This window comes from Aliishimia ponticola (assembly GCF_004803475.1).
GTDB classification, from domain to species: domain Bacteria; phylum Pseudomonadota; class Alphaproteobacteria; order Rhodobacterales; family Rhodobacteraceae; genus Aliishimia; species Aliishimia ponticola.
Genome location: NZ_SRKY01000003.1, coordinates 103,433 through 118,060, shown reverse-complemented (window position 1 = coordinate 118,060; position 14,628 = coordinate 103,433). Strand labels below are relative to the sequence as shown.

The 14,628-nt window shown below is 62.5% G+C and carries 16 protein-coding genes; 9 read left to right on the top strand and 7 right to left on the bottom strand.

Annotation, left to right across the window (positions count from 1 at the left end; genetic code table 11):
- The first annotated feature begins 30 nt into the window (after positions 1-30).
- Genes nthA through E4Z66_RS11675 form a run of 3 tightly spaced genes read left to right on the top strand, consistent with a single transcriptional unit; the run spans position 31 to position 1,624 of the window.
- A complete protein-coding gene (gene nthA, locus E4Z66_RS11685) occupies positions 31-648 on the top strand; it encodes a nitrile hydratase subunit alpha (protein WP_136463214.1) in 618 nt (205 codons plus the stop codon).
- Positions 645-1,316, top strand: coding sequence for a nitrile hydratase subunit beta (nthB, locus tag E4Z66_RS11680; protein WP_136463213.1), 672 nt, complete (start codon positions 645-647; stop codon positions 1,314-1,316). Before nthA ends, nthB begins: the two co-directional genes overlap by 4 nt.
- Positions 1,313-1,624: a nitrile hydratase accessory protein gene (locus tag E4Z66_RS11675; protein ID WP_136463212.1), complete on the top strand. Its 312-nt coding sequence runs from the start codon at positions 1,313-1,315 to the stop codon at positions 1,622-1,624. The genes nthB and E4Z66_RS11675 overlap by 4 nt, the downstream gene beginning before the upstream one ends.
- On the opposite strand, the gene E4Z66_RS11670 is transcribed toward E4Z66_RS11675, so the two are convergent.
- Positions 1,625-2,020 (bottom strand): DUF6524 family protein, encoded by a 396-nt coding sequence (locus E4Z66_RS11670; protein ID WP_136463211.1) that lies wholly within the window; start codon positions 2,018-2,020, stop codon positions 1,625-1,627.
- A 125-nt stretch (positions 2,021-2,145) separates the two neighbouring features.
- On the opposite strand from E4Z66_RS11670, the gene E4Z66_RS11665 reads away from it, so the two are divergent.
- Positions 2,146-3,438 carry an adenylosuccinate synthase gene (locus E4Z66_RS11665; protein ID WP_136463210.1) on the top strand — a complete coding sequence of 431 codons (1,293 nt, stop codon included), beginning with the start codon at positions 2,146-2,148 and terminating at the stop codon, positions 3,436-3,438.
- Between the two features lie 10 nt (positions 3,439-3,448).
- Positions 3,449-3,682: a DUF2842 domain-containing protein gene (locus E4Z66_RS11660; RefSeq protein ID WP_136463209.1), complete on the top strand. Its 234-nt coding sequence runs from the start codon at positions 3,449-3,451 to the stop codon at positions 3,680-3,682.
- A gap of 52 nt (positions 3,683-3,734) precedes the next feature.
- Here E4Z66_RS11660 and E4Z66_RS11655 read toward each other — a convergent pair whose 3' ends face one another.
- The gene (locus tag E4Z66_RS11655; protein WP_211097149.1) at positions 3,735-6,320 is read right to left on the bottom strand and encodes a hypothetical protein; all 2,586 of its coding nucleotides are present in this window, start codon (positions 6,318-6,320) and stop codon (positions 3,735-3,737) included.
- Positions 6,321-6,458: 138 nt separating this feature from the next.
- Between E4Z66_RS11655 and E4Z66_RS11650 the strand changes: the two genes are divergently transcribed.
- Positions 6,459-7,160, top strand: a complete 702-nt coding sequence (locus tag E4Z66_RS11650; RefSeq protein ID WP_136463207.1) for a thiamine diphosphokinase — start codon at positions 6,459-6,461, stop codon at positions 7,158-7,160.
- Here E4Z66_RS11650 and E4Z66_RS11645 read toward each other — a convergent pair.
- From E4Z66_RS11645 to E4Z66_RS11635, 3 genes are all read right to left on the bottom strand, one after another.
- Entirely contained in the window at positions 7,099-8,019 is a 921-nt protein-coding gene (locus tag E4Z66_RS11645) for a DMT family transporter (protein ID WP_136463206.1), read from the bottom strand. The two genes, E4Z66_RS11650 and E4Z66_RS11645, sit on opposite strands and share 62 nt — an antisense overlap.
- 170 nt (positions 8,020-8,189) lie before the next feature.
- Positions 8,190-9,563 carry an L-serine ammonia-lyase gene (locus tag E4Z66_RS11640; protein ID WP_136463205.1) on the bottom strand — a complete coding sequence of 458 codons (1,374 nt, stop codon included), beginning with the start codon at positions 9,561-9,563 and terminating at the stop codon, positions 8,190-8,192.
- 230 nt (positions 9,564-9,793) lie between these two features.
- Complete coding sequence (locus E4Z66_RS11635; RefSeq protein WP_136463204.1) at positions 9,794-10,651, bottom strand: helix-turn-helix domain-containing protein; 858 nt, start codon at positions 10,649-10,651, stop codon at positions 9,794-9,796.
- Positions 10,652-10,759: 108 nt separating this feature from the next.
- Between E4Z66_RS11635 and E4Z66_RS11630 the strand changes: the two genes are divergently transcribed.
- Together E4Z66_RS11630 and E4Z66_RS11625 are read left to right on the top strand one after the other, a co-directional pair.
- A complete protein-coding gene (locus E4Z66_RS11630; protein ID WP_136463203.1) occupies positions 10,760-11,686 on the top strand; it encodes a fatty acid desaturase in 927 nt (308 codons plus the stop codon).
- 14 nt (positions 11,687-11,700) lie between these two features.
- Positions 11,701-12,609, top strand: a complete 909-nt coding sequence (locus tag E4Z66_RS11625) for a DMT family transporter (protein WP_136463202.1) — start codon at positions 11,701-11,703, stop codon at positions 12,607-12,609.
- Between the two features lie 93 nt (positions 12,610-12,702).
- On the opposite strand, the gene E4Z66_RS11620 is transcribed toward E4Z66_RS11625, so the two are convergent.
- Positions 12,703-13,443 carry an NUDIX hydrolase gene (locus E4Z66_RS11620; RefSeq protein ID WP_136463201.1) on the bottom strand — a complete coding sequence of 247 codons (741 nt, stop codon included), beginning with the start codon at positions 13,441-13,443 and terminating at the stop codon, positions 12,703-12,705.
- Positions 13,444-13,471: 28 nt separating this feature from the next.
- The gene (locus E4Z66_RS11615) at positions 13,472-13,894 is read right to left on the bottom strand and encodes a DUF983 domain-containing protein (protein WP_136463200.1); all 423 of its coding nucleotides are present in this window, start codon (positions 13,892-13,894) and stop codon (positions 13,472-13,474) included.
- Between the two features lie 227 nt (positions 13,895-14,121).
- Here E4Z66_RS11615 and E4Z66_RS11610 point away from each other — a divergent pair, with 227 nt between their 5' ends.
- Positions 14,122-14,586, top strand: a complete 465-nt coding sequence (locus E4Z66_RS11610; RefSeq protein ID WP_136463199.1) for an EF-hand domain-containing protein — start codon at positions 14,122-14,124, stop codon at positions 14,584-14,586.
- The last annotated feature ends 42 nt before the right edge of the window (positions 14,587-14,628 follow it).

Here is a 14,628-nt window from a genome sequence, read left to right as displayed (position 1 = left end):
AGGGGCGATTTGCACCGTCAATCTGCGCCCATGCCGCATGATCACCACGACCACGACCATCCACACGCGCTTTTGCCGCCCGATCCGGCGCTGCGCGTCAAGGCGCTTGAAACGCTTCTGACCCGCAAGGGTTTGATCGATCCCGCCGCGCTGGACGAGATTATAGACACCTATGAAAACAAGGTGGGGCCGAAGAACGGCGCGCATGTCGTCGCCTTGGCGTGGACCGATCCGGCATTTCGCGCAGCCTTGCTTCAGGATGCCACCGCAGCCGTGTCGGAACTGGGCTATTACGGGCGTCAGGGCGAACATATCATTGCGGTCGAAAACACTGCGGCAGACCATAACATGGTCGTTTGCACGCTGTGCTCCTGCTATCCGTGGCCGCTGCTGGGCATCCCGCCCGGCTGGTATAAGTCCGATGCCTACCGGGCGCGGGCGGTACGAGAGCCGCGCAAGGTGCTGGCTGAATTCGGTGTCTCCCTTCCCGAAGAAACGGCGGTGCGGGTCTGGGATTCCACGGCAGAGGTGCGCTACCTCGTCATCCCGCAGCGCCCCGCCGGGACGGAAGGCTGGTCCGTGCAAGAGCTGATGCCGCTTGTCACACGCGATTCGATGATCGGCACCGGTCTGGCGGCCCGCCCATGACACGCGTGCATGACATGGGTGGCCGGTTCGGCGACGGCCCCGTGAACCCGGCCCCCGAACCAAAGGTCTTTGCCGAGGATTGGCATGGCCGCGCGCTGGCGGTGACTTTGGCGGCAGGCGGGCTGGGGCAGTGGAATATCGACGTCTCCCGCCACGCGCGCGAGGCGCTGTCGCCAAAGGATTACGCGCGGTTTTCCTATTTCGAGAAATGGATTGCCGCGCTGGCCGATCTGCTGGTGGCCCATGGCGTCGTCACCCGCGAAGAACTGGCAGGCAGCGATCCGGTGCAATCGGATCTGGCGGACCGCGTGATGACCGCCGCGAAGGTGGCCGGGGTTCTGTCAGCGGGCGGCCCGGCAGACCGGCCATCGACGCGGTCCCCGCGATTTGAGGCCGGGGATACCGTCCGCACGCTGCGCCCGGCTGCCAACCGGATGATCGCGGGCGGACATACCCGCCTTCCAGCCTATGCCGCCGGGGCCAAGGGACGTATCCTGCGCTGTCACGGCGCGCATGTGTTTCCCGATGCCAATGCCCACGGTCTGGGCGAACGGCCAGAACCGTTATATTCCGTCGCCTTCGCAGCCTCCGAGCTTTGGGCCGCACCGGAACATCCGCGCGATGAGGTCATCCTTGACCTGTGGCAAAGCTATCTGGAGCCCGCATGACGCCAGAGCCGGTCTTCGAACAGCCGTGGCACGCGCAGCTTTTCGCGCTGACCGTCCATTTGAACGAGACCGGGCATTTCGATTGGCCCGATTGGGCCGCGCGCTTTGGCGTGACGCTGGCGGATCACGGTCTGACGAAAGACCTGAATGGCGGCGAGGATTACTTCAACGCGTGGTTGGAAACGCTCGAATCCCTGCTGGCTGAGCGCGGGCTGGCCGATGCCGACGCGGTGCAGGGGCTCAAATCCGCGTGGCAGGCCGCCTATCTGGACACGCCGCACGGGCAGCCCGTCCAGTTGCCGGAGTAATTACTCGTCGACGTCATCCATATCGGCCTGACCGGACAGGCGGCGGCGCACATGGCTCCAGCTCAGTCCGATTCCCAGAACTGTGGCCATCGCGATCAACGCAAGCCACGTATTGAACTTGGGGTCTTCCAGATCGATCAATCCGAAATCATAGGCCACCCACAGCATCGCCGCGACCAGCGCCAGCACCAGAAACATGCCAAACGCACCGATCGACCGCAGCGTGGCGCGCAGATAGATGATGTAGCCGACCAGCAGAACCAGACCGGCCAGCACCGCGATGGATAGGTTATCCTGCCCATAGTCGCTGACCCAACGGCCATAATTGTAGCGCGTGGGGTTATACGTGGCCGCAAGCAGCAGGAACGCGAAGATCCAGCGCAGAACAAAACCCATGATACTCTCTCCTGCAAAGCACGACCCGTCAATTCGCGCATTCCTTCGCGCAAGTCCACCCTTTCGCCGCAGAGCGCAGGGGGCTATACGGGCGCGGGTTTGCCGAGCCAGTGGAAGGACTGAACATGGCCAATGTTGTTGTGGTGGGCGCACAGTGGGGCGACGAGGGCAAGGGCAAGATCGTTGACTGGCTCAGCGAACGTGCCGATGTCATCGCGCGGTTTCAAGGCGGTCACAATGCCGGTCACACGCTGGTTATCGACGGCGAAGTGTACAAGCTGCACGCGCTACCGTCGGGCGTTGTGCGCGGCGGAAAGTTGTCCGTGATCGGGAATGGCGTTGTTCTGGACCCGTGGCATCTGGTGCAGGAAATCGAAACGGTTCGGGCGCAAGGTGTTGATATTACGCCGGAAACTCTGATGATCGCCGAGAACACGCCGCTGATCCTGCCGATCCACGGGGAACTCGACCGCGCGCGCGAGGCGCAGAATGCCGTCGCCAAGATCGGCACGACAGGCCGCGGCATCGGCCCTGCCTACGAGGACAAAGTGGGCCGCCGGGTGATCCGCGTGGCCGATCTGGCCGACAAGGCGACGCTGGAAAAACGCGTGGATCGCGCGCTGGTACACCACGATGCGCTGCGGCGCGGGCTGGGGCTGGACCCGGTGGATCGCGATGGGCTGATCGCCAAGCTTGAAGAGGTCGCGCCAGAGATTCTGCGCTATGCCGCGCCGGTTTGGAAAGTGATGACCGATGCGCGCAAATCGGGCAAACGCATCCTTTTTGAAGGCGCGCAGGGCGCGTTGCTGGATATCGATTTCGGCACCTATCCTTTCGTGACGTCGTCCAACGTGATTGCAGGGCAGGCGGCGACAGGTGTCGGCATCGGGCCGGGCGGTATCGATTTCGTGTTGGGAATCGTCAAAGCCTATACCACGCGCGTGGGTGAAGGGCCGTTTCCGACCGAATTGGAAGACGAAGATGGCCAGCGCCTTGGCGAACGTGGGCATGAATTCGGTACCACAACCGGGCGCAAACGGCGCTGCGGTTGGTTCGATGCCTGCCTTGTGCGGCAGACCTGCGCCACATCGGGCGTCAACGGTATCGCCTTGACCAAGTTGGATGTGCTGGACGGGTTCGAAACGCTGAAGATCTGCACCGGCTATGAGCTGGATGGCGAAGTGCTGGATTACCTGCCAACGGCCGCCGACAAGCAAGCGCGCTGCGTTCCGGTCTATGAGGAAATGCCCGGCTGGTCCGAAAGCACCGAGGGCGCGCGCAGCTGGGCGGACCTGCCTGCGAATGCGATCAAGTATGTGCGCCGGGTCGAAGAGTTGATTGAATGCCCGGTCGCGCTACTTTCGACCTCGCCGGAGCGGGATGACACCATTCTGGTGACCGACCCCTTCGCTGACTGATCGGAGCCCCATGAACTATAAAACCCGCAAACGCCTGTCGCTTCTGGTGCTGATCCTTGGTCTGCCCGCCTATATCGTGGTGGCTGTCACCATTGTCGGGCTGTTTGACCGCCCGTCTATCTGGCTGGAATTGCTGGTTTATGTCGGGTTGGGGGTGATCTGGATCGCGCCGCTCAAACGGTTGTTTCTGGGCGTCGGCCAAGCGGACCCAGACGACATAGATCCGAACGGCCCAGATCAGTAAAACGCAAAACGGCCCCCAAATTGGGGGCCGCTTTGTTGATAGAGGGGGGCGATCAGCCGGCTTGGCGTTCGTCGTCCGGGCGGAAGCCGATCCCTTCGGACACTGTAAAGCGGCCCGCTTTCAGCTTTTCGATCTTGCCCGAGCGCAGCAGCTTGCCGAAGTGGCGCAGCCCATCTTCGCGGGTGAAACCGTCAAGTTGCAGTTGGCGTACCTTGGTCATCAGCTGCGGGCGGGAGAACTGCTCGCGCCCTTCAACAAAGCTGAGATAGGACGCCGCGGCTTCAAGAATTTCGGGAAGCTCTGTCGCGCCTTGCGTGTTTGCATAATCGGCAAAGCTGCCCGCGTCTTCCATCGGTGCGGTCAGATCGGCCGTTGAAACGCGGCGCGGACGCACCGGGCCAGCCGCTGTTGCGGCATCCGGGCCATCAATGCGTTGTGCCGCCACCAGCTTCAGCGGTGCCGGGCGGGAATCGCGCGGGCGCTCTGCGTTGGCGCTGGCAACCGGGCGTCGCGGCTTCACTGCAGCGGCAAGATCAGTGCGATAATCGGTTTCATCCGTATGCGCGTCATCGCCTAGCTTGTCGTCGGCCTTTGTCGCGGCAACGGCAGCGCGCATGTGGCTGAACGCCTCGCGGCGGCTGTTGGCTTCGGGCTCGTGCATGTGCTGGTCGGCTTCGGCCATCAGACGGTCAAGCTTGCCTTCTTCGTCGCCGTCCACGTCATCGAAAAGATGCGAGGCCGCCGATTCCATGGCAGCTTCGATCTCGTCATCCGCATCGATGGCCAATTCATCCGCGACGTCCCCATCCAGATCCAGGTCGAGGTCCAGATCGATGTCCGTATCTGCGGACAGTTCGGCATCCTGACCGCCCAATTCGGATTCGAGCGCCGCGAGATCACGCATCAGGTCGGCTTCGTCTTCTTCGCTCAGCGACGTTTCTATGCCTTCGTCGGCAACTTCTTCCAGAAGACCAGCCTCCAGGGCGGCGTCAACCTCGTCCCGCTTGACCTTCAGAAGGCGCGCGCGCGGGGCGGTTTCATCCAGATCGATGTCTTCGAAATCCTGCTCTGCCTGCGCGACAACTTCCATCAGGTCCGCATCGATATCGCCGGTTTCCTCCGCCAGCGCGACTTCGTCGAAGCTGTCGTCCTCGTCCGCGCCAACCATCAGGGACGGATCAAGAAGGACCGGCTCTTGTTCGGCTGTATGGGCAGCCAATTCCTCGGCCATCTCTTCGGCAAGGTATTCATCGGCGCTGGACGCGGCAGCTTCATCCTCGGCAAGCTGCTCATCAAGGCGCGAGAGCACATCCGCGATGTCGTCATCCTCGACCTGAGCGGCGGGCTGACCGGACATGGATTCCTCATGCGCGGCTGCGAGCGATTCTGCGATGGAACCGACGATGTCAGACATGTCGTCCGCATCATCTTCGGCGTCCTCTTCGTACATCTCGTCTTCGAGAGTATCGTCTTCGTCAGACGCGGCATCTTCCAGACCTTCCAGAACGCTGCCCATGTCGAAGGCGGCATCAAGATCGTCTGCGTCGTCGGTGGTGCTGGCTGCGTCTTCGTAATCCTCATCGGCGGTATCGACCGCGTGCTCGTCTTCGGAATACCCGTCCTGAGCCGCTTGATTCTTGGCCACCACGTCGCGGATGCGCTGCAGCTTGGCTGCGATCGAATCCGGCTCTGCCTGCACGTCCTGCGCGACCGGCTCGGCCACGAGGTCTTCGATTTCGGCTGCGTCGGTGGTCGGTTTCGCCGCGTTGTCATCCAGTGCCGGAACCGCCGGGGCGCTGCTGCTGGAACGCACGGTGTTCATCGCATAGCGCAGGCTGGCGTGCATGACGCTGGATTGCGATGTGGAGAAACCGAAATTCGTGGTCGGAGCTGCCTTGGCAACCTCGGGCTCTTTCGTTTCGATTACTTCAGGCGCGGCGACGGCATCGGTGATGTCTTCGACTTCCGCAACCTCTTCGACCTCGGCAGCGTCTTCAACTTCGGCAATCTCTTCAACTTCAGCCGCTTCCTGGGGTTCGATGGTCTCTTCGGTCTCGGCCGCGTCCTGAACGTCGTCGGTATCCGCAACCTCTTCGATTGCAGAATCATCTTCAGCCGCCAGCGGGGCGGCGTCTTCGATCACGTCTTCAACGGGCTCTTGGGCGTCTGCTGCGATTTCGGCAGTGTCGGCCTCGGTAGCTTCTTCGGCGACGTCTTCCTGGACCGCCTCAGCCACAGCATCTTGCACGGCTTGGTCTTCTGCAACCGGGGCTGCTTCAACCGGGGCCGCTTCTGGGGCGACTTCTTCGGCGGCCACTTCAGGGGCGGCCTCAGCGGCCACGCTGGCGGCGGCAACCGCAGCAACACCAAGGGCCGGCGCAGATGCGCCAGCGCGCAGATGGATGCCACTGTCATTGGTATGCGCTTCGACCCGGCGGGCAATCTCGCGCTCAGCGATCCGGGCGAGCATTTCCGCATCCGGCTGCGGCGGTTCCGCACCGAAGTACCTGTCTTCGGATGCGAGGTCGCGGAAGTATTCCGCAATCGCCTTCATTGTGTCAAAACTGTCTTCGAACCCTTCCAGCGTACAAGAGAATGTGCCGTAGGAGACCGTGAGAATTTTATTATTGCTCATCATCGGATGCTCGTCCTCTGCAAGATTGCGGAGTAATGTTTACCATGTCACACGCGTCGAAAGCGGCCCGAATCTGTGCCGTTAAGCGTATCATTTCTAGGCATAATTGTGACACCTTTCCCAAAAAGCCATTAAGATGCCATGATTGATCCGGTCATTTTATCTAAAGAGCCAACGACTTTGGTAGGTGGCGGCATGGTTGGTGCGCAGGACATTGCGCTGGCCTTCGGCCTCGCGCCCCGCATCGTTGCCGCAGATGGTGGCGCTGCCGCCGCGTTGCAATACGGGCATGTGCCCGACGCCGTGATTGGCGATTTCGACAGTCTCGATTCGCAGACAAAGGCCATGATCCCCCCGGATAACCTGCACCCTGTGTCCGAACAGGATAGCACGGATTTTGAAAAAGCACTCACGCGGATCGACGCACCGCTGATTATCGCCGTCGGGTTCTCTGGCGCGCGGATCGATCACCAGCTTGCGGTGCTGCACGGGATGCTGCGTCACGCGGATCGGCCCTGCATCCTTCTGGCGGAACGCGAGGTGATCCTGCACTGCCCGCCGCGCTTCGAATTGCAGATGAGGGAAGGCGCGGTCGTATCGCTTTTTCCGTTGCAGCCGGTCACGGGGCGCAGCGCCGGGTTGCATTGGCCGATCGACGGGCTTGCCATGGCGCCGGGCCAGCAGATCGGCACATCGAACCGGGCGACAGGGGGGCTGTTGCGGCTTGAGATGGACGGGCCGGGGATGATCGCGCTGCTGCCAAGGGCGCAGCTGGCGCAGGTTACGCGGGCGCTACTGAATTGCGCGCCAGAGCACGCGCGGTGGCCCGCTCCCGGAAGATGATATAAAGCCCGGCGGAAATGGTGATCATGATCCCGACCGTCGCCAGCGTATTGGGCAGATCCTTGAAGATGACCCAGCCAAAGATCGTCGCGAAGGGGATTTCGAGATATTGCATCGGGGCCAGCGTCGCCGAGGGCGCATAGCGCAGCGACCATGTCATCAGCAGGTGCGCGACCGTGCCCAGCACTCCGATCCCCAGAAGCAGCATCGTTTCATAGCCATCCGGGGGCACGATCTCCAACACCTCCAGCCCAGAGCCGCGCGCCACCAGCAAAAGCGGGGCCATGATCGCAATGGCCATAAAGCCGGACACGGTCTGCAAGCCCACCGGATCGGTATCCTTGGCGATCTGCCGCGTGACCAGCATGAAGACAGAGAAATTGACCGCAACCGCCAGCGGCAGCAGGGCCGGCCAACCCACCTCGGCGAAAGAGGGCTGGATCACGAAAAGCGTGCCGATAAAGCCGACAATACAGGCAATCAGACGCCGCGCGCCGACCTCTTCGCCCAGAACCATCTTGCCCAGAAGCAGCATGATGAAGGGCATCACGAACGCGATGGCAACGGCGTCGGCGAGGGGCAGGTACTGCAGCGCGGTGAACATCGCGCCGATCCCGATGATGTGCAAAATCGTGCGCAGGAAGGTCAGCGCCAGCACGCGTCCCCGCATCCGCCACGCCCGGCCGGTCAGCCAGACCAGCGGCGCGAGCATCAGGGCCTGAACCGCGAAGCGCACGAACAGTATCTCGCCCAGCGGCAGCCGCTCTCCCAGAAGTTTAGCGACCGCATCGCCCATAGGGGCCACGACACAGAAGCCGAGCATCAAGAGAATTCCAAGCACTGGACGGTCTTGAGCCATGAATGCGACCTAAAAGGTTGAATCGATTTAAAGGGCGGACCCCACTCCACGAAATATCATAGGTTCAGCTAATGGTTGATAAAGAGTTAACTTGTAACGCGCTGCCACAGGTTTGGTCAGGCGATGAAACAGGTTGTGCGGCAGGGTCAGGGCCCGCCGCGCAAGTCGTGTCAGCAGTTTGGCACATTGACGGCCAATCCGCCAAGCGACGTCTCCTTGTACTTTTCGCTCATGTCCGCGCCGGTCTGGCGCATGGTTTCGATACAGGCGTCCAGTGGCACCAGATGCGTGCCGTCCCCCCGCAGGGCGAGCGACGCGGCAGAGACCGCCTTGATCGCGCCAAGACCATTGCGTTCGATACACGGCACCTGAACCAGACCCCGCACCGGATCGCAGGTCATCCCCAGATGATGTTCCAACGCGATTTCCGCAGCGTTCTCGATCTGCTCGGGCGTGCCGCCGAGCACGGCGCATAAGCCCGCTGCCGACATGGCAGAGGCGCTGCCGACCTCTGCCTGACATCCTGCCTCTGCGCCGGAGATGGAGGCGTTGAACTTGACCAACCCGCCAATCGCGGCGGCGGTCAGCAGGAATTCCTCGACACGGCTTTCCGTCGCCCCCGGCACATGGTCGAGGTAATAGCGCAGCGTCGCGGGCAGCACCCCGGCGGCCCCGTTTGTCGGCGCGGTGACGACCTGGCCTCCGGCGGCGTTTTCCTCGTTCACTGCCATGGCATAGACGCTCATCCAGTCATTGATGGTATGCGGCGCGGTCAGGTTCATGCCGCGCTCTTCCAGCAGCTTGTCATGGATCGCCTTGGCGCGGCGCTTGACACCAAGCCCGCCCGGCAAAACCCCATCGGTGGTCAGCCCGCGATCGATGCAGTCATTCATCACCTGCCACAGCCGGGCCGTGCCCGCTTTCAGGCTTTCCGGCCCGCCACGGGCATGTTCGTTCTCGCGCTTCATCTCGGCGATGGTCTTGCCGGAAGACTTGGACATCTCCAACATTTCGGCGGCGGATTTGAACGGGAAGGGGACCGGGTCGCCCTCATCGGTCGCCTTGCCCGCGGCCAGCTCTTCTTCGGTCATCACGAAGCCGCCGCCAATGGAATAGAAGACCTGCCGCAAGATCACGTCGCCCTGCGCATCGGTCGCCATCAGGATCATGCCGTTGGCGTGGCCTTCCAGCTTTGTGTCATAGTCGAACACAAGATCGGCCTTGGGGTCGAACTGCAACTCCGGCAGCCCGTCCACCGTGACCCGCCGTGTTTGCGCCAGATCGGCCAGCGCGGCCTCGGCCTTGTCGTGGTCATAGCTTTCAGGGGTGAAGCCCATCAGGCCAAGAATGGTGGCCCGGTCGGTGGCGTGGCCGACACCGGTGAAGGCCAGCGAGCCATGTAGCGACGCGCGCATCCCGGCAAACCGGAACGGCGCGGCGCGCATCATGTCCAGAAACCGCGCGGCTGCCACCATCGGCCCCATCGTATGGGAAGAGGATGGGCCAATCCCCACCTTGAACATATCGAACACGGACAGAAACATGATTAAAGCGCGCTCCCTTCTGGCGGTATGGCAAGCTGTGGCCGGGAAAGCGGAGTCTCTCCCAACCCTTCGGCGGTCATCGCAGCCCGCACTTCGCCGCGCGGTTTCAAATCTTGGGCCAAGTCCATGAGACAGGCGTTGGCCGGGGCGTCATGCAGCACATACATGGGGGATATCTAATCCGGACCGGCACCGGGGCCGCAGCTTAAAACGACGCTTTCCCGGCGTTCTCAGACCTGCGCGGAAAACCGTGCCAGAAAAGCAGGCGCGTCACGGGCGGTGAATTCGGCTTCGCGCACCAAGCGGTCAAAATGCAGGGTCAGGGTTTCGATGCGCTCCCGGTCGCGGAAGGTCAGGTAATGCCCGCCCGAATACAGCACCGCCAAGAGCGGACCGAAGACCGTGATCGGCGCGGAATAAAGCTTGCGCGCATCGAACAGGTACAGCCGCAGGCGGGGGTAAAGCTGACCGCATACAGAAATGATGTGATCCAGTTGAGCCGCGCGGATATCACCCGGAAGCCCGGCATAATATCCAGTCTGGCGGGCGAAACTTTCCACCTCGTGCAGGGGCAGGGCGATCTCGTAATCCGATTGCGCCGTGCGCATCCAATCCAGCCGCGCCTGACTGGCGGAAATCGCCTCATCCGGGCGGCGCCCCAGATGTGAGCTGTATTCCCAACGCAGCATGTCTTCGGTCTTGAGCATATCGGGCAGTGCGGCAGGCACATGGCGGATCTTGTAGCCCTGCGCCTCTTGGTGCCACGAGAAAATCTGATCATCCACCAGCGCGCGTGCCGCCGCTGTCAGGCCAAGAGAGGACGCCGCGATATCCTGCGCGCTTTCGGGCCGGTCGGAGAGGGACAGCAGCCAATCGGCTGACACGCCAAGGGCCGTGGCGCAGGCCGCGATCACCTGCGCACCGGGCAGGCGCGGCCCGTCACTGGTCAACGCCTGACTCAGGGTCGAACGATCCACGCCGATCGCGCGTGCAAGCGCTGACTGGTTCGTTCCGGCGTCCACCATGGCGCGAGACAGCCTGTCGCGGAACGCCAGAGCGCGGGCTCTTTTGTCGATAATATCGGGCATGGCGTGAATAATATCACAGAATGATGGGAATGTTAACGAAATTCAGAATGGTCACATCCGCGTGAGGTCGTAGCCTGCAAGGGTTCCTCCAACCGGCAGAAAGAGACCATGAACGGCACTTCCGCGCGCTTTCCAATATCGCAGGCCCTCAGGATCGAATGGGCCACATTCGGGCTAATTACCTTGTGTTACGCGGGGTGGGCCGCAGCGGTATTCTGGATCGGCGCGGCGTCACCCGCTCTGGCGGTTCCGGTGCTGGTCCTTGCGCTGGTGCTGCACGCCTCGCTGACCCATGAAGTCTGCCACGGCCACCCATTCCCCTCGCGCATCGCCTCCGAAGCACTGGTCTGGATCAACCCCGGCCTTGCCGTGCCCTATCTGCGGTTCCGCGACACGCATCTGGCGCACCACCAGGATTCGATCCTGACCGATCCCTATGACGATCCTGAAAGCAATTACCTTGACCCGGCGCATTGGGGCCGGATGCCGATCTGGGCGCAGGCGCTGCGCCGGGCCAATAACACCTTGGCGGGCCGCATGATCCTCGGTCCCATCTTGGGGCAGGTGGCCTTCATGGAAGGCGACTGGCGTGCGATCCGCCGCGGCGAGAGGCAGGTGCTGCGCGGCTGGCTTTGGCATCTGCCGGGCGCGGCGCTGGTTCTGGCGCTGGTCTATGTCAGCCCGCTGCCCCTTTGGCTGTATCTGGTCTGCTGCTATGCGGCGCTGTCGGTGCTGAAAATTCGCACCTTCCTCGAACACCGCGCCCATGAACGCGCATCGGGCCGGACGGTCATCATCGAAGATCGCGGGCTGCTGGCCTTTCTGTTCCTGAACAACAATCTGCATGTCGTACACCATATGCACCCCAAGGTGCCCTGGTATCGGCTGCCTGCACTCTATGCGCAGAACAAGGCGCGGTATCTGGCGCGCAATGACGGGTATCTCTACCGCTCTTACGGGCAGATTTTCCGGCAGTTTCTCTGGCGCGCGAAAGACCCGGTGCCACATCCCCTCTGGCCAGATCGCGACGGATGATCCACTAGAGGCGCATGAGCCTTTGGATCGTCTTTTCTCTTGCGGCGGCGGTGTTTCAAACCCTGCGCTTCATGCTGCAAAAAACCTTGTCGCAAACCAAACTGTCGGCGGGGGGCGCGACATTTGCGCGGTTTCTCTACTCCGCGCCGCTGGCGGTTGCGGGCATCACAGCTTACCTAAGCCTTTCTGGGCAGTCTCTGCCGCCTTTGCCGCCTGCGTTCTGGGCCTTTGGCGCGTTCGGCGGGCTGACACAGGTGATCGCGACGATCTGCGTCGTTCTGCTGTTTCAAAGCCGGAATTTCGCTGTAGGCGTGGCTTTTGCCAAGACAGAGGTCATCCTGACCGTGCTCGTCGGCCTGATCGTGCTGGGCGAAGGGGTCAGCGCGGGAGGCTTGATGCTGATTGCGCTGGGCGTGGTCGGGGTGGTCCTGCTGTCGGTCGATCCGGCGGCGGTGGAAACCGGCTGGCGCCGGCTGACCAACCGGGCGGCGGGGCTTGGGATCGCCTCGGGCCTGCTCTTTGCCTGTTCGGGCGTGTGCTACCGGGCGGCGTCCTTGCAGGTGGTGTCCGGTGACCCGCTGCTGCGCGCTGGTGTGACGCTGGCGGCAGTGACCTCAATGCAGATGCTGGGCATGTGGCTTTGGCTGCGCTGGCGCGAGGCGGGGCAGACCGGGCGCGTCCTTGCGGCGTGGCGCAGCGCGGGGTTCATCGGGCTGACCTCCATGGCGGGGTCATTTTGCTGGTTCACCGCCTTCACGCTGCAAATCGCGGCCTATGTCAAAGCCGTGGGGCAGGTGGAACTGATCTTCGGACTGGCGGCGGCGACCCTGGTCTTCAAGGAGGCAATCAGCCGACGAGAGCTGTTGGGTATGGCGATTTTGGCGCTGTCCATCCTTGGCCTGGTCTTGGCCGTCCCAACCTGAGCGGCGCGCCCCCCTTGGGGCGCATCAGAGGCTATGCGTTCCGGCCACGCAGGCCTTGGGGATGCCCCCAAACCCCAGTGGACCTGTCACGGGTCAGTCCGCGTCGGGCATCGGGCGACCGCGCAGGCGCAGGAACAGGTTCTCTTCGTCATTGTTCTTGAAGAACGGCACCGATCCGGGCGGGGTCAGGTCGCGTGCCCGGGATTGGACCTCGCTCAGCACGACTTCCGTGATGAAGGGCATGTCAAAGCGGCGCGCATCGGCCAGATCGACCCATTGCAGATGCGAAAGCTCGTCGCAGGCCGCAGAGAAATCATCGGGGTCTGACGCCAGATCCTCGGCATCCACCAGGAAGAACCGCGCATCAAAGCGGCGCGGGCGGCCCGGCGGGGTCAGGGCGCGGAACACGAATTGCAGCGGCCCGGCATCAGGCACATGGCCCGTTGCGGCAAACCCGTCCCAATCGGCTGGCGCATCCGTCCAATCTCCCGGCTGGCCCAGAACCTGACCGGTTTCTTCCCAAAGCTCGCGGATCGCAGCGGCAGCGATAGCCTCGGGCGTGATCGGTGGGACAAGAATATCTTCGCGCAGACGGGTCTGGCAGGTGCCGGGCAGGGGGCGGGCAAGCGGGATTTCCGCGTCGCCGGGATCGACGGCACCGCCGGGAAAGACGAATTTATTGGGCATGAAGGCGGCTTTCGCGCCGCGCTGTCCCATCAAGATATGGGGTTTGCTATGCCGATCGCGCAGCACGATGACCGTGGCCGCGTTGCGCACTGCCGATTTGTCAGCCGGTGCCCGAGCCGGTGTGTCAGCCGTATTGTCTGTGGTCATGCGGTCTCCCGTTGTCGCATGGCGGGGGTCACGTGGACGCGCCGAAGCCTCCCATGCGGCGCGACCATTGGAATCCGACCACCGCCCCCTTGAGCCTTGGCAGAAGGTAAAGGGACAAGCCGACGCAGCCAACCGCAAAGATCGTGAAAAGCACCAAAGGTTCGGGGCGCCACGTCATGAAGACATAAAGCAGCAGTGGTGCCATCAGGTGCCCCACGATCAGGATCGTCAGATATGCGGGTCCGTCATCGGCGCGGTGGTGATGCAGCTCTTCGTCGCAGACCGGGCAGACATCGTTCACCTTGAGATAGCTGCGCAACAACGGCCCAGAGCCGCAATTGGGGCATTTGCGCCGAAACCCGCGCGCCAAGGCAACGCCAAGGGGGCGGTCGTCTTCGGTGGCGGTCTCAGGCGCGATGTCCTGTGGGATCGGGGTCGAATCTGCGGTCATTTGGTTCAGCCTTTCGTCACACGTGTCGTCACGCGGTCGCTTATATACGCTAACATCGGTGTTTCGCGTGCAGATGAGAAGGCGTCCCGTTGTCCTCGCGTCGCCATGCCGCAGGTTTTCAAAAACTGCAAAAAAAAAGCGACGGAAGTTCGAACGGGCTCCGTGGAAGGGGACATCACAGGCCAAAAACGGTCTGTTGCAAACCTGAAAGCAGGAGTGAACACCTAATGAATAACTTCGTAAAACTGAGTGTCCTGAGCGCAGCAATCCTGGCAGGCGGAATGGCGATGGCCGATGCACGCGGTGGCGAACCGCGCCCGCGTCCCAGCTTTGAAGAGATCGACGCCAATGGCGACGGCCAGATCACCAAGGAAGAGATGCAAGCGGGCCGCGAGGCACGTTTCACCAGCGCCGACACTAATGGTGACGGAATGCTGAGCGCAGAGGAGCTGGAAGCGCAGATGGCGGCACGCGCCAAGGATCGCGCAGCCAAGATGGTCGAGCGTATGGATGAGAATGGCGATGGCCAGATCAGCCAGGACGAGCTTCCCAAGCCGCGTCGCGGCGGTGGCGAGCGTATGTTCGACCGTGCCGATGCCAATGATGACGGCGCGCTGAGCAAGGAAGAGTTCGAAGCGGCTGTCGAGAAGATGCAGAAGCGTCACGGCAAAAAGCACCACGACAAAGGCTAAGAGCAGGGGCCGCGCCGCCGCAGAGCTTCGGCTGGTTGCGGC